Annotated in this window: 26 protein-coding genes; 14 read left to right on the top strand and 12 right to left on the bottom strand. The window is 30.6% G+C overall.

The window, feature by feature from the left end; genetic code table 11:
• The first annotated feature begins 16 nt into the window (after positions 1 to 16).
• Positions 17 to 559: a HEPN domain-containing protein gene (locus DFR85_RS31770; RefSeq protein ID WP_246252993.1), complete on the top strand. Its 543-nt coding sequence runs from the start codon at positions 17 to 19 to the stop codon at positions 557 to 559.
• Positions 560 to 758: 199 nt separating this feature from the next.
• Positions 759 to 1,697, top strand: a complete 939-nt coding sequence (locus tag DFR85_RS19480; protein ID WP_110269727.1) for an NAD-dependent epimerase/dehydratase family protein — start codon at positions 759 to 761, stop codon at positions 1,695 to 1,697.
• Here DFR85_RS19480 and DFR85_RS19475 read toward each other — a convergent pair.
• Complete coding sequence (locus DFR85_RS19475) at positions 1,690 to 2,055, bottom strand: DUF1634 domain-containing protein (protein WP_110269726.1); 366 nt, start codon at positions 2,053 to 2,055, stop codon at positions 1,690 to 1,692. The genes DFR85_RS19480 and DFR85_RS19475 overlap by 8 nt on opposite strands.
• Positions 2,046 to 2,903 carry a sulfite exporter TauE/SafE family protein gene (locus DFR85_RS19470; RefSeq protein ID WP_110269725.1) on the bottom strand — a complete coding sequence of 286 codons (858 nt, stop codon included), beginning with the start codon at positions 2,901 to 2,903 and terminating at the stop codon, positions 2,046 to 2,048. The genes DFR85_RS19475 and DFR85_RS19470 overlap by 10 nt, the downstream gene beginning before the upstream one ends.
• Positions 2,904 to 3,187: 284 nt before the next feature.
• Here DFR85_RS19470 and DFR85_RS19465 point away from each other — a divergent pair, with 284 nt between their 5' ends.
• The 3 genes from DFR85_RS19465 to DFR85_RS19455 all read left to right on the top strand — a co-directional run bounded on the left by DFR85_RS19465 (position 3,188) and on the right by DFR85_RS19455 (position 5,197).
• Positions 3,188 to 4,162, top strand: coding sequence for a hypothetical protein (locus DFR85_RS19465; RefSeq protein WP_110269724.1), 975 nt, complete (start codon positions 3,188 to 3,190; stop codon positions 4,160 to 4,162).
• Positions 4,163 to 4,245: 83 nt separating this feature from the next.
• The gene (locus DFR85_RS19460) at positions 4,246 to 4,809 is read left to right on the top strand and encodes a hypothetical protein (protein WP_110269723.1); all 564 of its coding nucleotides are present in this window, start codon (positions 4,246 to 4,248) and stop codon (positions 4,807 to 4,809) included.
• Entirely contained in the window at positions 4,793 to 5,197 is a 405-nt protein-coding gene (locus DFR85_RS19455; RefSeq protein WP_110269722.1) for a hypothetical protein, read from the top strand. The genes DFR85_RS19460 and DFR85_RS19455 overlap by 17 nt, the downstream gene beginning before the upstream one ends.
• A 3-nt stretch (positions 5,198 to 5,200) precedes the next feature.
• On the opposite strand, the gene DFR85_RS19450 is transcribed toward DFR85_RS19455, so the two are convergent.
• Complete coding sequence (locus DFR85_RS19450; RefSeq protein WP_110269721.1) at positions 5,201 to 5,593, bottom strand: CBS domain-containing protein; 393 nt, start codon at positions 5,591 to 5,593, stop codon at positions 5,201 to 5,203.
• Positions 5,594 to 5,784: 191 nt separating this feature from the next.
• Between DFR85_RS19450 and DFR85_RS19445 the strand changes: the two genes are divergently transcribed.
• Entirely contained in the window at positions 5,785 to 6,060 is a 276-nt protein-coding gene (locus DFR85_RS19445; RefSeq protein ID WP_110269720.1) for a hypothetical protein, read from the top strand.
• Between the two features lie 193 nt (positions 6,061 to 6,253).
• Entirely contained in the window at positions 6,254 to 6,769 is a 516-nt protein-coding gene (locus DFR85_RS19440) for a hypothetical protein (RefSeq protein ID WP_110269719.1), read from the top strand.
• Here the strand turns inward: DFR85_RS19440 and DFR85_RS19435 are convergent.
• Complete coding sequence (locus DFR85_RS19435) at positions 6,764 to 7,768, bottom strand: molybdopterin-binding protein (protein ID WP_110269718.1); 1,005 nt, start codon at positions 7,766 to 7,768, stop codon at positions 6,764 to 6,766. The two genes, DFR85_RS19440 and DFR85_RS19435, sit on opposite strands and share 6 nt — an antisense overlap.
• A 300-nt stretch (positions 7,769 to 8,068) precedes the next feature.
• Between DFR85_RS19435 and DFR85_RS19430 the strand changes: the two genes are divergently transcribed.
• Genes DFR85_RS19430 through DFR85_RS19420 form a run of 3 tightly spaced genes read left to right on the top strand, consistent with a single transcriptional unit; the run spans position 8,069 to position 11,111 of the window.
• A complete protein-coding gene (locus tag DFR85_RS19430; RefSeq protein WP_110269717.1) occupies positions 8,069 to 9,949 on the top strand; it encodes a V-type ATPase 116kDa subunit family protein in 1,881 nt (626 codons plus the stop codon).
• Between the two features lie 37 nt (positions 9,950 to 9,986).
• Complete coding sequence (locus DFR85_RS19425; protein WP_162582624.1) at positions 9,987 to 10,259, top strand: hypothetical protein; 273 nt, start codon at positions 9,987 to 9,989, stop codon at positions 10,257 to 10,259.
• Positions 10,260 to 10,310: 51 nt separating this feature from the next.
• The gene (locus tag DFR85_RS19420) at positions 10,311 to 11,111 is read left to right on the top strand and encodes a Rossmann-like domain-containing protein (protein WP_110269715.1); all 801 of its coding nucleotides are present in this window, start codon (positions 10,311 to 10,313) and stop codon (positions 11,109 to 11,111) included.
• Here the strand turns inward: DFR85_RS19420 and DFR85_RS19415 are convergent.
• Together DFR85_RS19415 and DFR85_RS19410 are read right to left on the bottom strand one after the other, a co-directional pair.
• Complete coding sequence (locus DFR85_RS19415; RefSeq protein ID WP_110271773.1) at positions 11,094 to 12,620, bottom strand: nickel-dependent hydrogenase large subunit; 1,527 nt, start codon at positions 12,618 to 12,620, stop codon at positions 11,094 to 11,096. The two genes, DFR85_RS19420 and DFR85_RS19415, sit on opposite strands and share 18 nt — an antisense overlap.
• A 1-nt stretch (position 12,621) precedes the next feature.
• Positions 12,622 to 13,113: an NADH-quinone oxidoreductase subunit B family protein gene (locus tag DFR85_RS19410; protein WP_110269714.1), complete on the bottom strand. Its 492-nt coding sequence runs from the start codon at positions 13,111 to 13,113 to the stop codon at positions 12,622 to 12,624.
• Between the two features lie 108 nt (positions 13,114 to 13,221).
• On the opposite strand from DFR85_RS19410, the gene DFR85_RS19405 reads away from it, so the two are divergent.
• Positions 13,222 to 13,743: a DUF996 domain-containing protein gene (locus tag DFR85_RS19405; RefSeq protein WP_110269713.1), complete on the top strand. Its 522-nt coding sequence runs from the start codon at positions 13,222 to 13,224 to the stop codon at positions 13,741 to 13,743.
• On the opposite strand, the gene DFR85_RS19400 is transcribed toward DFR85_RS19405, so the two are convergent.
• Genes DFR85_RS19400 through sdhB form a run of 3 tightly spaced genes read right to left on the bottom strand, consistent with a single transcriptional unit; the run spans position 13,727 to position 15,109 of the window.
• Positions 13,727 to 14,050, bottom strand: a complete 324-nt coding sequence (locus tag DFR85_RS19400) for a hypothetical protein (RefSeq protein ID WP_110269712.1) — start codon at positions 14,048 to 14,050, stop codon at positions 13,727 to 13,729. The two genes, DFR85_RS19405 and DFR85_RS19400, sit on opposite strands and share 17 nt — an antisense overlap.
• Positions 14,047 to 14,409, bottom strand: a complete 363-nt coding sequence (locus DFR85_RS19395) for a succinate dehydrogenase/fumarate reductase transmembrane subunit (protein ID WP_110269711.1) — start codon at positions 14,407 to 14,409, stop codon at positions 14,047 to 14,049. Before DFR85_RS19395 ends, DFR85_RS19400 begins: the two co-directional genes overlap by 4 nt.
• Complete coding sequence (sdhB, locus tag DFR85_RS19390; protein WP_110269710.1) at positions 14,393 to 15,109, bottom strand: succinate dehydrogenase iron-sulfur subunit; 717 nt, start codon at positions 15,107 to 15,109, stop codon at positions 14,393 to 14,395. The genes DFR85_RS19395 and sdhB overlap by 17 nt, the downstream gene beginning before the upstream one ends.
• 200 nt (positions 15,110 to 15,309) lie before the next feature.
• Here sdhB and DFR85_RS19385 point away from each other — a divergent pair, with 200 nt between their 5' ends.
• On the top strand, positions 15,310 to 15,825 hold the full coding sequence (locus DFR85_RS19385; protein ID WP_246252992.1) for a hypothetical protein: 516 nt from the start codon (positions 15,310 to 15,312) through the stop codon (positions 15,823 to 15,825).
• A 98-nt stretch (positions 15,826 to 15,923) separates the two neighbouring features.
• Positions 15,924 to 16,622 (top strand): class I SAM-dependent methyltransferase, encoded by a 699-nt coding sequence (locus DFR85_RS19380; RefSeq protein ID WP_110269708.1) that lies wholly within the window; start codon positions 15,924 to 15,926, stop codon positions 16,620 to 16,622.
• Here DFR85_RS19380 and DFR85_RS19375 read toward each other — a convergent pair.
• The 3 genes from DFR85_RS19375 to tsaA form a co-directional block, all read right to left on the bottom strand.
• Entirely contained in the window at positions 16,619 to 17,050 is a 432-nt protein-coding gene (locus DFR85_RS19375; protein WP_110269707.1) for a hypothetical protein, read from the bottom strand. The genes DFR85_RS19380 and DFR85_RS19375 overlap by 4 nt on opposite strands.
• A gap of 248 nt (positions 17,051 to 17,298) precedes the next feature.
• On the bottom strand, positions 17,299 to 18,045 hold the full coding sequence (locus DFR85_RS19370; protein WP_110269706.1) for a DUF364 domain-containing protein: 747 nt from the start codon (positions 18,043 to 18,045) through the stop codon (positions 17,299 to 17,301).
• Between the two features lie 490 nt (positions 18,046 to 18,535).
• Positions 18,536 to 18,952, bottom strand: a complete 417-nt coding sequence (gene tsaA / locus DFR85_RS19365) for a tRNA (N6-threonylcarbamoyladenosine(37)-N6)-methyltransferase TrmO (protein ID WP_210433934.1) — start codon at positions 18,950 to 18,952, stop codon at positions 18,536 to 18,538.
• Positions 18,953 to 19,025: 73 nt separating this feature from the next.
• On the opposite strand from tsaA, the gene DFR85_RS19360 reads away from it, so the two are divergent.
• Complete coding sequence (locus DFR85_RS19360; protein WP_110269705.1) at positions 19,026 to 19,802, top strand: alpha/beta fold hydrolase; 777 nt, start codon at positions 19,026 to 19,028, stop codon at positions 19,800 to 19,802.
• The last annotated feature ends 59 nt before the right edge of the window (positions 19,803 to 19,861 follow it).

Below are 19,861 nucleotides of genomic sequence, written 5' to 3'. Positions count from 1 at the left end.
CCAAATAATCTTCATAATGGATTATAAGGAATGGATTGAGCAAGCTTTAGAAGACCTGGATACCGCTAAAGTACTTCTAGAAAATGGAAAATATTACGCTTCAGCATGGTTTGAATTAATGTATAAAATATCATCTTATGACATAGGAATAATTTATAGCATATCATATTTAGCTACTGCATTGGGCTCATTCTTTGCATCTAATTTATCTAAATGGATAAGCATATTGAATATAGCTTCTTGGACTAGAATATTAAGCGGTGCTTTATTAATTTTAATTCCGTTTTCTCCGTATTTTATAGGAAGTTTTATTTACATACTCAGAAGTCTCATAGCTGGTTTTGGTTCTCCGAGTAGATCTACAGTAAACATGAAAGAGATATCTACTGAAGATTTCGGTGCTGCCTCAAGTATTCAAGGTATAGCTTCAAGAACTTCTCAAGCTACTGCAGGTGCTAGTGGATATTTAATGGAAATCTATTTACCTATGCCCCTCATTATTGGAGGATTATTACAAGCAATAAGTGGATGGGTATACTTAAGAATGCTAAGACAGTAATCATACAGCAATTTTTATCTGCAATAAACAATGACAATGGCTCCTATTGAAAATTCACCTGGCTTAATCTTATGTTAAAATTTTTGAAAGTTATATTAATAAATTTTAATATTTAAAAATAAGTTCTATACGATATTTAGTTTTTATTTCCTGATAATATTAAATGGTATTTATAAATGTTTAGAAGATATTATTTAACATGAAATATACAATTATAGGTTTGGGATTCCTTTCTACGCATATAGCCGAATACTTATCAAATTATGGAGAAGTAGTAGTTACATACAGGAATCTAGAAAGAGTAAAGAAAACTTACTCAGAAATACTTCAGAATAAAGTAAAGTTAGTAAAACTTAATCCTTTAAGTGACATAGATAATTTAAGACAACTCATATCTTCTTCTGACGTTGTCATAAATACTGTAGGAGTTATAGGAAATAATGAAAGTGAACTAAAGATAGCTCATGTAGAAATTCCAAGAAAAATTTCAGAAATTGTTTCAGAAACTTCAAAACCTGCATTAATTCATATAAGCGCTGCATCCGCTACCGGATTAACGGGTAACGTAAAGGAAGAAGATAAGCATTGTGAAGGAGTATCTCCAAAATTGCCTTATGAAATTACAAAATGTGAGGGAGAAAAAATAGTTTTCTCTAAAGCTAGAGAAAATAATTTCCCTTTAGCAATAATAAGACCAACTTTCATATATGGCAAATATTCCGCACACATACACTTCGTTTTAATGTACTGGTTAGCAAAATTTGGAATAATACCTTCTTTTGACCTATCTATGTCTACAATAAGTGCAAAACATATTGCAATGTTTGTGAAAGTGCTGTCAGAGTCTAAACCTAAGGAATTCTATATGTACGCAAGTGAATGTAAACTTGTGAAATTAGATAAATTCTTTGAATTAATGGCTGAAGCTTTAGGTAGAAAGTCTATAAAAATTCCAATAAAAGGGACGGAATTGATTCCTTCAAGCCTTAAATGCGCATTAAAATATGCTGGAACAACGTATGATTGTTCTAAAGGAAAAGAACTAATAAAAGATTTAGATTTTGATGAAAACGAAGTTAAGGAAAACGCATTGTTTATGGACGAATTAAGGAAGAAGGCGATGTTATTTGCTACTTAACTATTAGTGGGATTATAAATATAGCCAACAATAAATTAAAAAGTACTATTATTGTGATGACTGTATATATTTTATTTTTTTCTAGAGTGAATTGAATTACTCCTAAGATAACTCGTAAAACTGGAGTTGCTATTAATACCATTAAGCCGAGAAGTATCAAATCTAATCCGTTACCTTTAAATGATCCATAAAGGACTTGTTCAGGTTTAATTACTGAAGTGTTAAAGCGAGAATGGGGAGATTCTAATTCCGAAAATTTAGGATTAGGGATTAATAAGATAAATCCTATTATTATGAGAATAACACTAATTATTACCCCTATCCTTAAGGCATATCCTATAACATCGTTTAAATCCATAAAGTAACACCTCTTATTATCATATCTATTCCAAGGAATAACAAAATTGCAATAAATATGAGTCTAAGTCTAACATTTCTTATTCTGACTAACGCTTTACTTCCTAAATATGAACCAATTAGAACTCCTATTGCGGTAACCCCTGCTAAAACGGGTTCTATATATCCAAATATCCAGTATAAAGAACTACTAGTTGCCGCCGTAACTCCTATCATAAAGTTACTTGTCGTAGTACTAACTTTCAGCGGGAGATTCATTGCCCAATCCATTCCTACAACTTTCAAAGCGCCAGAACCTATACCTAAAAGTCCAGATACCATTCCCGCAAAAAACATTACTATTTCCCCTAACCACCATCTAACTCCTTGATATTCTACAATTTGACGTAAAGTAGCATCATAATATTTACCATACAATTGAAATAATCTTGTACTCCAATCTGGTTTCATATTACGCGGTAATTCAAGAGAAGCTTTTTCTATTTGAGGATATAAAGACGATAAAATGACTATTCCAAATATTATGAAAAGAATAAATTCTAAATGATCTTCATATACTATATGTGCTATTAAAGATCCTATTATTGCACCTGCAGTTGTAGCTATTTCTAAAGACATACCAATTCTAACGTTAGTTATACGATCTTTTATGTAAGCGCTAGCTGCGCCACTTGAAGTAGCTATTGTAGAGATTAAGCTGGCTCCTGTAGCGTAAGCTATAGGAATTGCTAGAAATAATGTATATATAGGAACAAGTACAGTCGCTCCTCCTAGACCGGTCAAAGCTCCTATAAAACCTGCTATTATACTTGCAATAAGTAGTTCAAGTAAAAATGTGGGATCTATCATAGGACAACACTTTTACTTTAACATTTAAAAATTTGAGGATTCTAAATATTCCATTAAATTAGTTATAGACTGTTAAAATTGTACTAATAACGTTATTAATATTTATGAGTTCTATATGAGAACTCGTATGATTCCGTTTTTAGAATCTATAAGATAATAATGGAAGACTACGTTATTAATAGTTATGTTTATTTAGTTTCCTTTTTATACATATTACTCATAAATGATTATGGAAAAATATTTATACTTTAGGTATACCCTAAATAATAGATATGGTGAATTAAATGATTGACTGGTTAGTTATAAATTTATGGAATCCGCAAAACGTTGACGTTATTAGCGCTTTAGTAATAGCTTATCTCCTTGGAATAGTTCACGGTGTAACTCCAGACGAGCATACATGGCCAATAACTTTTTCCTATTCTGTAGGAACTTTTAGCAGTAAAGGTGGAGCTAAAACAGGATTAATATTTTCATCAGGTTTTACAATTCAAAGATCAATTTTGTCAGAATTAGCTTATTTAGCACTAGCAGGAATTTTCATGACTACTGCAGCGTTCGGAATAACGTACATTTTTGTAGGCATAGCAATGTTTGGTGCTGGTATATACATTTCTAGAAAAGGCGGATATTTACATTGGCATTATTTAGAGAAAAAAATAGGAGAAGCTACAGGGATCCATAAGAAAGGAAGTCAACTACAACAGGAAGAGCTTGAGCATAAAATAAACCCTGCTTATGTTAATGAACAAGATCTCACTAAGCCAGTTCCAGTAAAACTTGCGTTTTTGCATGGATTCATTGCCGGATTTGGATTTGGAGCATTCGCTCTAATAGTCTATACTGTATTAGCACCTACGATGCCTAATATGTACATCGGATGGTTACCTGGAGCTCTATTTGGACTTGGAACTATGACTGCACAGGTAATGTTTGGTACAATATTTGCAACTTGGTTAACTAGGATGAAGAATTTAACATACCAAGGAATAGCAGTAGTAGGAAAAACCATAACTAAGACTGTATTAGAATATGGAGGATTAGCGTTTATAATTGGTGGAATTGCTATATTACTTTATCCACCGTTATTGACTTATAATATAATAACGCCTATAAAAGTTCATAACCTTCATTCGTTAGGTATAGGATTTTTCCTAGTTATAATTAGCGTCATAATATTCGGAATCTATGGATATAAAGACGGAATAAAAACTGCAATAAAACTGGGCTATACAAATAAAACAGTTCAAAAAGAATAATTTTTAAAATTTTTAGATTATATAGTTAAACCCTTATACTTACTTACCAAAAAAATAAAAATTATTGATATGACATATAAATTATGTGTCTACTTAAGACTGTTGACGTTGAAAGACCTATAATTTCCAATGACGTTGTTATGGTTAAGCACGATGATTTTGCGCATCTAGGTGAAGATACTTATCTAAGAATATTAGCTTCTGACAAAAGAGGAAAGGATATAAGTAAAAGTTACTACTATTTTATAGTAAATAAGCTTAGAGCTATAGGATTATTACTAGATAATGCAATAAGTTTTAAAGCAGTATTTCCTTTTACGATTTCTTCTCAACATATCTCCATATCAGATAGCATAATGTTTATAACTGATGATAAGAAACTCATTTACTATAACTCAGATAATGATACTTATACTTGCGGAGGTTGTCCAGTAAATTCAGAGTGTTTAAAAGGATTAAAATCTGTCGTAAAAGAGGTTGATATAAAAGTAAGAAATGAATATCTGGATGATGCATGGTTATCGGTTATAGATGGAATAAAATCCGAATTTCTTTCCAATATAAGATACGTTAGAGCTAAAGCAGAAATAGGGAAAATAGACATAAAAGAAAGAATCAAGGTGAGAAACAATGAATGGATTAAATAAAACATTTAAGGCATCTCTGCTAACTTTCTTCCTTTTATTTGGAACGTTCACATTAGGATTAGTGAGAGCTATGATAGATTCTGGAAAAATAAAATTACATATGCCAATAGACTTCCTTTATCTTCATATAGCATTCGCATTATCAACCGGAGCTCTTTCATTATTTTTATTTTATTTAGCTAAAAATACTGGGCTTATATTTCCAAAGATTCTTGCAAGTATAAATCTAGCTGTAATATCGACGGCAGGTATAGCCGGAATTTCGTACTTACTAACAGATAATGACACATTTACTATGGTAATGCTTTATTCTTTTGAAATAGCTTTTGGAGTATCTTCAATGCTAATAGGATATCTTTACTGTTTTTATAGGACATGCTTCAGATAAAAATTAATCGTTCACTTTTGCCATTTTTTTAACTGTTTTAAAAATATCATTTATACTTATTATTCCGTTTACTATGCCTTTATCATTTACAACAACTAAATAATCTAGATTGTTCCTTATCATTAGATTTAGTAATTCTAATGGATCTTCTTTTCCAGTTATTGTTATTATTGTTTTTCTCATTATTGAATCTATATGTTCACTCATGGAAATTCCGTTACTTCTTGCTTTTATTATATCTTCCTTAGTAACTAAACCAATAGGTTTTCCATGTTTATTCGTAACTATTAAAACATTGATTCCAGAGTTATTCATTTCATTTAGAGCATCATTTAATGTCAAATTCTCATTTAAAGTAATAACGTCCTTATAGTCCATTTTTGATTTAAGTGACATAGTTTAATTAAATATATTATCGAATAAAACCTTTTTCACACTTATTAGTATAAGGAACTCTTCGCAATCTCTATCTAAGAACATGTATTTATTTAAAAAGATGAATCAAGTTTAATTATAGTAAATCTTTTATAGAAAATAAAAGAGAGAAGAAAGAAAGATTTTATTATTTACAACTGTAAAATATAAATATGAAAGTACTCGTAATCCACGAATGGGAAAATGATCAAAAAGATACAGTAAATAATTTTCTGAAACAAATAGTTAGTATGGCAAAGGAAAAGAAATTACCTAAAGGTATGAAATTAGAAAAAGTGAGCGTATCTCAAGATGCTAATACTGCTGTATGTGAATGGGATGTAGAAAATATGGATATGTTAATGCAGGCTGCAAAACAATTTAATGTAACATGGAAAGTTAAGCCTATAGCAGAAGAAGTTCTCTATCAGCATAAAAGTATAATCTAAATTTTTTTCTTAGACTCATGCTTTGTGGGCTAGTTGAATTTTCTTAGGCTCTAAACTCACTTCTTCAGTATAAATTCTAAATCTGCAGTAGAATTAAAAGTAAGTTTAATGTAGTCTCTTAGAAAAATTGAACAGATCCACAAAGCATTAGACTCGGATATGTTTAAATATAGAAATATTTCTAATATGAAATATGAATGACAAACTAAAGATAGCTTTAAGAAGTATTCTCGTTATAGTAGGTATTCTTTTAATTTACTCTGGAATAATATTAATATTATCGAGTAAACTTGAAATTAAGGATATAATGATGCTTGCCAAAGTTAAACCTCTAATACCTTTACCTTTTTGGTTAATGGAATTTGCTTTCTTATTTAATGGATTAATTATCCTTATAGTAGGCCTAAGACCTCTTTTTACGTTATACCTTTCGAAAAAGGAAATATTACCCATAATTATAAGACTCCTGGCAATATTCTCATCAATAGTAATGATAAATCCTATGTTAATAGAAATAAGCTTTATTTTACAAGGGAAAGTTGATTTCTTAGCTATTGCTACTGCACCGGGACTTTACTTCCCTGGAGGGCTTTTTATCCATGTATTTTTTGAACATTGGCTTGGAGGAATTTTAGGATTCTCGTTAGGTGTATATCCAAAAATATTCTCTAACCTAGGGAAAGTTATAAGAAAAATATCTCATTTATAAGGTTTTTAATTTCATTTTTGGTTCGAAATTCCACATTATTCCACCATTTCCAAGTTCAGCTATTTCCCTTATAGTTGGAATTCTTCCAGTCATTAACCTAGTGAACATAACATCTATGGAATTATAGTCTTTATAATAAATCCCACCAGCAGATACTGCAAAAATTGGAATATTCTCTAAAATGGCTATTATTGACATTGTGGTAGGCTTCATCGGTATCCCGTATGAAATAACATTTGCGTTAAGTTTTCTAATTGCAAAAAGCGTTCTATCTGTAGGATCTACAGAAGTTCCGCCAGTTACTATGATAGCTTCTGCACCATTATCTCTTACCTTCAATATTGCTTTTGAGATCATATCCTCATTGTCTGGTGCAAATTCTGTCTGGACTATGTCCCATCCATATTTTTTAGTTTTTTCCTCTATAATTGGAAGATATAGATCTTTTTTCCTACCTTCAAAAATTTCAGTTCCAGTTATTACTACTCCTACTTTTTTGTATTTAAAAGGAATTACACTAACTAACTTCTTTCCTGGAATTATACTTTCTACTTCGTCTTTTCTCATTGAGAATGGGATTACTTCAACACTGCCTAAAAAATCTCCTTTACCTAATGCTTCATTATTCCTTTTTGTGATAAGTAAAACACGTTGGTTTTGATTGAAGTTAATTAATCCTTCAACATCTACTTTAAGTAAACCTGGAATTTTTGAGTAAAGTAAAGTTATTCCTTGTTTTCCGGAAACTATGTCAATATTTTCATCAACTATTTTAGAAGCTAAATAAGGAGTTATTTCCCATTCATACATTATATTCTCTTCATGTGTCCCATCATCTATCCATACATAATAAACTCCAGAATCCATTAATTTATTTACATCGTCTTCTTGAATTATATGCCCTCTTTCAAATAGAGTTGTAGCTCCGTTAAGGCCTACGTATGTTGTATCGTAACCTAGTTTTTTGCCTATTGCGTCTTTAGTTGCAACATACTTCATAGGAAATATGTTAATATATACATATATAAAAATGATGCTAACTTCCTTAGTAAAATAAGCATTTTACAGAAAAATATATTTATATATCTTGCTATAAAAGTGAAAAGTAACTGTAAGATTCTTCCAAATAAATTATCATGATTTATGTTCAAATATGTTTCTTCATTATATAATGTGGAATATTATAGACATTAAAATAAGTATAATGATCGAAAATATAGATAGTAAATTATTAATGATTATTAAAATGAAATTAGTTTAACATAATACTTATATTCTCTAAAAATAAAGATATTCTGAATGGGACTAATATTTCCTGACGATATGGAAAGAGTATTTATATTGAGCAATATTGATTCTTCAGAAAAAATGATAATGGATATTTTAGTATTTGGTGATTTTCAACCAGAAGATCCAGTCTACTCTTCTACTTTTCCTAGAATTGAGCATACTGACGAATACCTAGGTATAGTTCATGATTACACATTTAAAATTAAAGAAATAATAGATTTCTACGGAATTCCGTATAAGAAATGCGGTGAAATAATCTTCTCTAGCTTAGAGAATGTGTTAAAGGAAATTTTTGATGAGAGTGAAAAATATGTAAAAAATGTTTATGAAAAAATCTCACAAGAAAGAGAACTTAAGGAGGAAATTATAAAAACCTACGAAGAATTGGAAGAAAACAGAGTAGAAGAAAAACTAGTTTATTTAGATAAAATTTTATCAGAAGAAAAGGAAATTAGTAATTATCTAAAAAATATAAGAAAAGATGTAGAGATTAGCATAATAAGTCTTTATAATAAATTGCTTACAATGGAAAACTATTTTAAAATAATGAGTAAAGCTAGACGTAGTGAATATTTCTTCTTTCTAGAAGGATATATACGAAGTAAATCTATACCTAAATTAATTGAAATATTTAACAAAAAATATCCACATAAGGTGTTAATCGAAAGAGAAAAGCCTAGTAAATATGAAATGAAGGAAGAACCACCTACGGCTTTCTCACTTCCAAGAGTACTAAAGCCCTTTGAAATAATAGCAGGAATTTATGGTACACCGTCTTATTGGGAAATAAATCCTACTGTCCTTTTTGCTTTTACTTTTCCAATATTTTTCGCATTAATGTTTCCCGATTCTGGAGACGGCATTATTGTTCTCATATTCTCTATATTTTTATACAGATATTCTAAAAGGAAAAATAATGATCAATTAGCTCAGATTTCAGAAGTTCTTGGTATATCGAGCTTTCTTTCAATTATTATAGGTATGTTCATAAGAGAATTCTTTGGCCCGTTACTAATTGAAGGTACAAGAGAACTTTTACCATCAGTCCCTCAGACTACAGTAGGTCCTCTGTATTATGTATGGCCTATTTCTCCTAGCATAGCTAGTAAATTATCTTTCATTATACCGTTTGGAAATTATTCTGAACCAGTGTTTGGCTTAATTGACACTATGATAATAGCAATTTTAATAGGAATACTTTTTATGTTAACAGGCAACAGCTTAGGCATATATAATACTCTACATAAAAGCGGAATAAGAGCCGTATTATTGGAAAATATACCAATTTTTATTATATATTCTTCAATTGTGATTTTATTTTTATACGGTTTTACAGATCCAAGAAATTACTTTGGTGAAACGATATCAATCTTATCTTCTCTTCTTTATGTAATTCTTCATTTCCCAAATAATCCGTTTCAATCTCCTCAAAATTTTATTTCGTTTATATCAGTACTTTTAGTAATTTTCGGACTGTTATATTCGGGGTATGCGCATTTCCATATATTAACAAGAACTAAGAGAAAACGAAGTTCTGCATCTGAAGCATTTATGGAAGGAGTCTTTGAACCTTTATTACTCTTAATGTCTAACACAATATCATTTATAAGGTTGCTAGTATTAGGTATGGCACATTATTTCTTATTATATGCCTTTTCATATTTTGCGCTTATGTCCGCAAATACATTAAATACCAATGCAATTCTTGTAAATCCTTCATCATTAACAATTATCATTGTTGGTAATTTACTTGCAATAGGTTTAGAGGGATCTATGGCATTTATTCAATCACTTAGGTTAAATCTATACGAATTAGGAGGAAAATTCTGTTTATGCAATGGAAGGCCATTTAGCCCCTCAGTATCATATGTTAAAGTTTCATTTAATTAAAGAGAATCTTTATAATCTTCCAAGAGAATTTATAATTATGAAAGTAAAGGTAAGAGTAAAGGATAGTAGGTTAGAAATAAGTAATCTTTCGGATACACCGTTAAAATTATTGGATGTTATCATTAAGTATAGAGTGCATGTATCAACGATAGAAGATGGCAGTGCAGTAAAATATGTAACACAGAAAATTCCAATAAATCAAGAAATTATAGGATTTTATGAAATGCCTATACATTTTCCTGACGTATCTGAGGTTACAGTAATCTACAAGGTTGGTAATGAAAAAGTTCAAGAAACAGTATCGTTATAAAAAGTAGTTCTTTTCAGAAATTCTTAAATTTAGTTTTAGTATTTTATATTTATGTATTGTGAAGCTAAGAAGGGAGAAGATAACTTATTATCGAGAATCTTTCTACGTGCCATAAGAAAAAATAAAAAATATAATTTAAAAGTCAAAGAGATCGTCTTAGGAAGAAAATTTACTTACGTAATGACAGAAGAAAGTTTAGGAATAGCTTTTAATCCATTACTTGAACCTCCAGATTCTTCCTTAATTCTAGAAGATAAGACTATTGAAGACCTAGTATGTTTAGTTTGGTCTCACCCTACTTTAAGCAGTATAGCATTAGCTGCAATCAATGCGGCTTCTTCTTTATGGCTTGAAGATAATAAGGATAAAGTTCTATGGAACGCGGATATAACTAAGCTAATACCTTCTGGGAATATTGCTGTTATTGGATACTTAGAGAAAGAAGTTAAAAAACTGATAGACAAGGGATCTGAGGTAACGGTTTATGAATTTGATAGAGATCATTTACGTGATGCTATGAAAGAAGGTATTAAGGTTAAATATGGATATCAATTACCTATAGATGTCAATAAATACGACGCATTTGTAATAACAGGAGCGTCATTAGTCTATCCTGAGATTTTACCTATATTAAAAAATAATTCATATAAAGTTATGATAGGACCTACAAGTAGCTTTTTCCCTTGTATAGCAGACGAGCTTAACATAAATGTTCTAGGAGGATCAAAAATAGTGGATATAGAAAAAGTCTCCAAGTTAATTAAGGCAGGATTTGGTTTTAAGGCTCTTACACGTTATGTTCAAAAATGGACGTGGTTAGGAAAAAGCGTAATCTCAGACTGGAATCATTAATTTTGAATCCTTATATTCTAGATGAACAGCACATGCAGAGCATGGATCAAAACTTCTAACTATCCTTAATGCGTCCAACCCTGTTATTGTTTCTTCAGTTACTTTTTGATGAATTATTGACCTTTCTACTGGTCCGCCTAATGGACTAAAATTCCTATCACTCGGAGTTATTATTTGATATCTCTTTATTTTATTTTCGTCCCTTATCAACCAATGTGCATTAGCGCCTCTTGGAGCATCATGAGCCCCAACAGCCATTACATATGCTTTCTTTCCACTAATTGGATCTAAAGAACCTTGTGGAACTTCTACATTTTCTAGAAATTCCTTTAAAAACGCTACAGTAAAAATTCTTGCAAAAGTTCTTTCAATAACATTATTACCTCTAGGTTCCCACTCATAATTTAATGCGGATATTTTTCCTCTTCTAAGCCTCATAGAGTACAGCCTAGCTATATCTCCAGTTGTAGGCATAAATTCTTCTCCATGAAATTGTTTTACAGTAGGCACAAAGTTGGTATTTATCAATGATTTTATTTTAGTTTCTTTATTCCATGGATGTTTCTCATCTATTTCATTACCTAGTTCGTCTTTATCATATTCTCTATCCCATTTTTCGTACGGTGTCCCTCCTATATATACGCGTACTCCAAGAAGGATCTTGCTCAAATTAGTTTCTATAACTTCACCTTTTCTTATTAAGGCTGGTGGAAAAAGTCTTTCTTCTGCCCAACTATCCATTTCCTCATAATCGGCGTTATATTCTCCCCCTTCTAGTAAGCCATATGTTACGAAATCCTCATCAATATTATTATAATAATCTATAAAATCTCTAAGGTCAGCCATTATGTAAAACAATTTGTCTATAGTTTTATCCTCTTTCATGAATTTTTTTACTTTATCTATAATTGAAGGATCTCTTACTGTTATTGAACCAGCTTTCATACTAAGAGGTTGCGGATATCTTAACCAGATTGCAGTAGCTAAATCTCTTAGGTTTGTTTGAAGTTTGAAAGCTTCCCTGTATATACTCTTACCGAAATATAAGTTATCTAATATATCAGAAATTTTAGAAAAACCATGAACGTCTTTAAATTTACAAGGTGTATTCTTAGCCCTTTCATATTCTTTTGGAGTTTGTTTTCCAACTATTTCAGTAGAGTAATCAATAGACTGGAATAAATATGTGACAGTCACATTATTATACATAATGTCCGCTAAAGAATAAGCCACGTTTCTAAAAGCTATAGCTCTTTCTGAAGGATATAACCCTGAAGCCATTTCCAATGCCTCAGTAGAAACTAAAGTATGAGTTGCTCCGCAAACTCCACAAATTTTAGCCGTTATATTAGGTGCTAAATGCAATTCTTTTCCTTTAAGTAAGTTTTCAAAACCTCTAAACATTGAGACTTCTACTTTAGAATCTGTATATTCTCCATTCTCTACTTTAACGTGAATCCCTAAATGACCTTCTATTCTACTTATAGGATCTAAGGAAAGATCTACCAATTTATTTTCCACCTTGTAGTACAGAATAAAGCATTGCTACCATTGTCTTGTCAGATGCAGGACAACCAGGTACTTCATAAACTTTCTTTTTTAAAACTTCACCTACTCCAAGTCCTCCAACTTCCCTAATTATTCCACCATTTACCGCACAAGAGCCTACTGCAACAATACCTATAGCTTTTTCAGAAAGTTTCTTTAGGATTTCGCTACAGGTCATTCCACCAAAATTACACAGTTTATCGTCTTTAGGTATTGCTCCCTCTACAACAAGAAGATAATTATCTGAATTCAAAATATCTTTCATCATATCTGGACCAGATTTCTCCTCTGAAATCATTGATATCAATTTCACAGGTGAAGAATGGAAAAATAGATCATCAACACCTTCACATCCTTCTTTTAACATCATTATTGTTTCTCCAGAACATGATTGAGCCTCTAACCAAATAATATTATGTTTAAGAACTTCTTTTAGTGCTTGGCAATAATCCATAAACTCATCTATATTCAAATCATAAAAATGTTTTCTAAATAATACCTTATAAATGTTTACTTATATTGAAAAGGAATATTTTTATTCTATAGAACTTTCATTTAATATATGGATCATAAATCCTTTGGAATTTTAGGTTCTTTATTTTTTGCTATAACTCCATTTTTAAATATTTTTGGAATAATAACATCTACTTTAGGAGCGATCTTACTTTATCTTTCTATAAACATTGTATATAAAGAGTATAAGGAGAAAAAATTAATGAAATATTTTGTTCTAGCAGATGGCTTATTTTATGCCTCAATGTTAGTTCTTTCGATAGGCATGTTCATGGCTTTTGGTCTAAAAGTTTTCTTCGTATTAATTCCATCTTTTTCTCTTTATTCATTAGCGTTACTAGTTTACACGTATATTCTATCTGGAATATTCTACATATCATCCGCAGTATATTTTATAAAAACATTCAATTCTATAACAGCTCTAAGCGAAATAAGAACATTTTCCATATCTGCTTATCTTATAGGAATATCTGGTTTGATGCTGTTCACTGTAGTAATAGGATCTGCAGGACTAGTTCTTTCACTAATAGCATGGATTTTAGTAGGAATAAGTTTTACACAAATGAAGTAAATAGAAAATATAGAAGAATAAAGAGTATGGCAAACATTGTTATTACTACTCCTTTAGTGTTTTTTATACCGTAATCGTGTAATGTTCTCCTGACTCCTAAAGTTGCGTGGATAAAGGCGAATATTAGCAAGAGACTAAGAGCGGTATCATAGAAATAATTTCTTAGATAATAATCTACAGTAGTAGTTGAGGTTCTCTCTACAAAATTTAGAGGTGTAATGAAAAGCATACTAAGATGAACTGCCAAGAATATAGCAGTGAGAATTCCAGCAACATAGAACCAGAATCTTAATTTAGCCTCATTCATTTGTAGATCGCCCAAAAGGAAATAAATAAGGACACAGCCAATACTATCATCATTATCATTTCATAATTTCTATGTTTCTTATATCTAAGCCAATTCTCATTAATGTGGCCTCTTGGAGTCAAATATCCATATTCAATCAATAGTATTCTTATACCATTAGAAATATGAAAAGTCAAAACTATACCAAAGATGACTAGAATAGGCATTAGGAAGGTGTCATTAATAGTAACTCCATGAGCTAATCTATTAGCATATATAACATGGAAAATAAGATACGCTAAAATTATCCAACCTGTTATTATTTGCAATAGAGAAAGATATCTTTCAAAATTCCAACCGAATTCAAACCACTCTTTCATTTCTTAACACCAACATTTTTGTTTTTTGAATAGCCAAGGAAGGATCAACTCCTCTAGGGCATACTACAGAGCATGACCCAACAACTCTACATGCCCAAATTCCGTCTAGAGAATTTACGCACTCTATTCTTTTTTCTGTTTCAGTATCTCTTGGATCTGAGATAAATCTATAGGCTTTAGCTAAAGCTGCAGGACCTAAAAAATTCTTATCATATTTAGTAACTGGACATGCGGAGTAACAAAGGCCACACCATATGCACTGTTCAAAACTCCACAGCTCTCTTTGATCCTCTGGTTTTAATCTGTGTTCTTTATCTCCGCTTAAGACGTTTTCCTCAGGTCTTAATCTAGGATCTATTTTTTCCATCTTTACGTAAAACTCATCCATATCCACTATAAGATCTTTAACTACTTTCATATCTAATGGTTCCAATTTTATTTCTCCGTTTTTGGCTTCTTTCAAAACTATTGTCTTGCACGCTAATTTAGGTTTTCCATTTATTTTCATCCCACAGCTTCCGCATACTCCCATATGGCAAGAAGCTCTAAAAGATAAAGTAGGATCTTGTGTTTCCTTTATTTGCCTTAATACTTGAACCACTGTAGTAAATCTGTCTACCTCTGCTTCATATTCCTGCAACCAACTTTTACCATTTAAAAATCTCCTTACCTTAAAGCGTACTTTTACTTTTTCAGACATCACAATTATTTGAATTGATTATTTTTAAAAGATTTCCTATAGATTTTTCATAAAACTGATTATTTTTCATCCATTAACAATAAATTGTCACTATAATATAGATTTTATACCTTCTTTTACTTTTTCTTTAAAAATATATAAGGATAAAATTAGAAGAAAAACGTAAAGATTAGTATTTCAAAAGAATATATAAGATAAGTATGAAACCATTAATTTTAGGTAACATAATAAGTTTGATAGCTGCTTTCTTCATACTTTCAATCTTATTTCTCTTAGGGATATATGGATTGGATTTCGCATTCAATAATATAACTAAAATATTAATGTGGATAGTGTGGATTTTCGCATTTCCAGCATATGTGGAATATAGAAAGTCTTCTCTAAAAGCGTCTTACCTTATAAACTATCTTCCGCCCATAGCTATCTTAATAACATTTATAGGATTAGTTCTACTTATGGAAGGAAAATTCTTAGGATTAGAGACAATAGTTCTAGGTTATATTTTAGAACCAATTTCAGGAATTTCCATTTACTTGAGTATAAAGGATATACAAAAATTTTCCGCATACTTATTCTTCTATGGAGCAGTAATATATACTATAGGACTTCCATTTTACTTGATTAATATTCCTGAAATAGCTATCATTGGCGATTCAATAAAGATAATCGGATTATCATATTTTATAAAATTTATGATAAAAAATAGTTATCAGTAATATTATCGTGAAAATATAAATTAAACGCCGTTAATATAGAATTAGATTAATATATAATAAGAACTTTTTTAAATTAAATTAATAAGTCTTAACCTATTATGAGGAAAGCTACAAACGAGGAACTCAGAGAAATTTATAACGATATCCCAGAATTTTACGATAGAGCAAATGCAATGATATCTTTTTTCCAAGACGTAAAATGGAGGGCTGAGTTAATAGATACAGTTGAGGAATACTGTCCTAAACCTAAGAGAATATTAGACGTTGCCAGCGGTAAAGGTGAATTATCTTACGTAGTGTCAAAATTAATGAACGCAAATATTGTAATGCTTGATTACGCAGAAAACATGCTAAAAACTTGTATGGTCAACGGAGATAAGGTATTAGGATCTTTTTATAATCTTCCGTTTAGAGATAGAGCATTTGATGCTGTAGTAAGCAGCTTTGCTTTACATGCAGCAGATAACATAGAAGAAGTAGTAAAAGAAATGGTAAGAGTCTCAAGAAAAGCTGTTGGAGTTATTGCAATGGGAAAGTCTGATAACTTCCTTTTAAGAAATTATGTAGCATTCTATTTGAGATTCGTTCAGCCTTATCTAGCCGCGCTAGTTGGAGCAAAACCACTTGACTACAAATATATTTATTATATATATAGGAAAATACCTACAAATTCCCAACTAAAAGAAATACTAAGGAGAAATATGGATTTAAAGATATTCAAAGTAAAAGCACTTGGATCGGTATATATATTTATAGGTGTAAAAAAAGAGGAAAATAAGATAATCACTACAACTTAACTTTCTTTTAGCAGGTCGTTTATTTTAGATCCTTTATCGTATTTTATGGCTATGTACCCGACTATTATTAAATATAACCAGGCTATTACTGATCCAGCTCTCCCAAAAGAATATTGTAAAAATTCTATATGCCCAACTAATGGCTGCGGAGTTACCCCTGGAACTGCTGTTATGCCCGAAATAAAAAACAGCGAAATATTTAATACTGAATATAATAATGCTGGCCAATACCACATTCTTAATCCGAAAGTATATATCATTGCTACAAAAATGTAAAGTGCTACCTCGCTATCAAGATACATAGTCGCTATGGGTGTTGCTGCAGGAACTGCATAAAGATGTGCAGCTATGTTCAGCAACGCAGCAAAAGCTAATGAAAATCTTAAAAATTTTATCAGGGAATAAGCTCCCTTATTTTCATTTTTCATATAAACACCGTAATATCTTTCTGGAAAAATGCTATTTATTTTTTTCTAATTATTTCTTTATTTATGATTTATTCAATAATATTAAAATATATTTGTTAGATTACCTTATAATCCTTATATTCCATAAATTTATTATAACTATTCTAATTTAATTTCTTTACATAAATTTAAACAAAATTTTAATGAGGAATCTAGTGTTTAACAATACGGATAGATTTCTTACTACTAAAAAAGTTACTAATAAAGTCTTATCGAGTTCTTATAATAAATGAGATATCACCCTCTAACTTACTTGGATTAACCATTCCACATCCTTGACGTATTTTATTTATAAAGGAATAAGGTCTATTTACTTTCATTCCAGCTAATACGTCAACTCCAAAATCAAACATTAAATCCAACATAGGAGTACTTGGACCAATAAGAATTACGTAAGCTTTCGCTTTTCTTGACAGCTCTAAAATTCTGTCTATCGACTTATTAATGATCGCAGTTGCGGTTATTATCACTACTTGGCTATCCTCTATTACTGTCTCTGCAGCTGTAGATGGCAAGATTCCTTCTGAAGGATTTATCAAAAAAGGATTAAGTTCCAAAACTATAAATTTCTTTGCAACATATTTAAATTTCTGTATTCCTGGAAACTTACCTATCATTACTATTTTCTTTCCTTTTCCGTAGTCTAAAGCTACATCAAGACCATTAGCCTCAGCATTACCTTTAGGCTCTATAATCGAATTTATTGAAGCTAAACCTATACTTGCCTCTAAAAGGTTCCACGATCTAAGATATTCCGAAAGTTCACCTACATTTTTCTCCTCCAAATGACCGAAATCTCTAACATCTAGATCCTCATTATTGATGCTATAAGTCATTGAAACTCCACAATAGCTTGAAAGGACACACGTCCATGTTTTGCCCATTGTTACGTTTTTTACTTCATTATCGTTTTCTTTAGCATAAGAGATTAGAGAATCTATAACTTTATTTTGCATAACAAATTTTACAGTAAGGCTAATTTATGTTTTGATATAAATATTTTTCATTAAACTTATTTATCCCCGTTAATATAAAGAGCGAAGCATGTTTTACAATAATTCTGAAATACCTTAAAGTCCTTTTTACTTGAACATTTGTAAAACGTTTTTGAGTACTCGATAATTATTCTTGGCTGTTCTTTGCTGAGTTTTTTAGTAACTTCAAAAAATGATTTTAAGTTCCATAGAAACTTTAGTTTATTCAATTAATACATCTATATTCCTGTTAATTTTTATCATTTAATTAAATTATTGGATTATTATTACGATAATTGGTTAAAATCTATCGGTATTATTGAAGTTATAGTCCATATATGATTCAGAGTTGTTCTATACACAGAATCCACATAACATGATGACTGATGATACTAATAATAGTTTAATAATCAATTTTGAAATTAAAAAATTCTATGTAATTTCTCGCTCCATTTCGGAATTTTTATGTCTTTTAAACATATGGATAATAGCCTTTGATATCTAAGATTGGTGTACCATCGTATAAATCCAGACCTTCAACATAAAGTAAGCAATCTTTCCTTTCTATTAACTTCACTATTGTTATCCCTATTGGATTTGGCCTTATGGGCGAATGTAACGCAAAAACTCCTAGACTAGGTAATTCGTTAAGCTTAAAACCTAGATCCGTCATTCTTAAAGGTTTTACAATAAGGATTTTCCTTTGATCTTCGGTAATTTTATGTAGCCAAGAGACTACTATTATATGAGAGAAATTTTCTATACCTAATAGACCTTCTTTAAATTCTTCATGAATCTTTATTATTCCTTTTACTCCACCCTTCCACATGTTCTTATTAACTTCGCCTTCTGATGGTCCTATAACTACTCCTATTGGTCTAAGTTCCATATATAGAAATATGTGTAATAATATATAATTCTAACGATGTAAAGCATAAATTCATGTTTCTATCATTAATTCTATGCTAGAAGAATTAATGGGCAAATACGCAGAGGTGAAAGGCATAAAAATATATTATGAAAAAATTGGTAACGGAAAGCCATTAGTTATGATTCATCCTTCTGGCTTTGATGACAGATTTTACCATAAATTATTGAATTTTATAACAAGAGATATAACTACTATAATAGTCGATTTACCTGGTCATGGGAAATCAGATGTAGATCCGATTCAATTAAGTGGAAAAGGAAGTGCGAAAGTGGAATTTTATGGTGATTACATAATTCAATTTATAAAAAACCTTGGATTAACTAAATTTTCCGTGCTAGGTACGTCATTGGGAGGAGATATAGCATTAGATGTCGGAATGAGAGGAAATGCTGAAAACATAATAATGATCAGCAGTTCTATCAATACACGTAGTACTTTTACAGAAAAGGATATAGAAAACGCGAGTAATTCTGATCCTCAAAGGATAATGCGTTTTGCAGGACCTAATGTTGATAGAAAGCTTGTTGAAGAACTAACATGGATTAGGAGCACAAATAGTCTTGAGATGCTAAGATGGGATCTTTATGCCTGGAATAATTTTGATTACACTAAAAAACTGGAAAGAGAAATAAACGTGTTAATTATAAGAGGTGAGTACGATCCTTTGGTTTCAAAAAAGATGATTGAAGATACTTGCAAATATATAAATAAGTGTAAAAGCCTTGAATTTAAGGGCGTTGGGCATTACGTTCCGGCAGAAGATCCTAAGAATACTGCGAAAGAAGTGGAGAAATTCATATTAAGTTGAAATTTATTCTAAGAATCTCGGTACTGCTAAGACGGTACTTTTAAATATATATAATTAGA

The sequence above is a fragment of the Acidianus brierleyi genome, assembly GCF_003201835.2.
GTDB lineage: Archaea > Thermoproteota > Thermoprotei_A > Sulfolobales > Sulfolobaceae > Aramenus > Aramenus brierleyi.
This window is presented reverse-complemented; position numbering and strand designations above follow the sequence as displayed.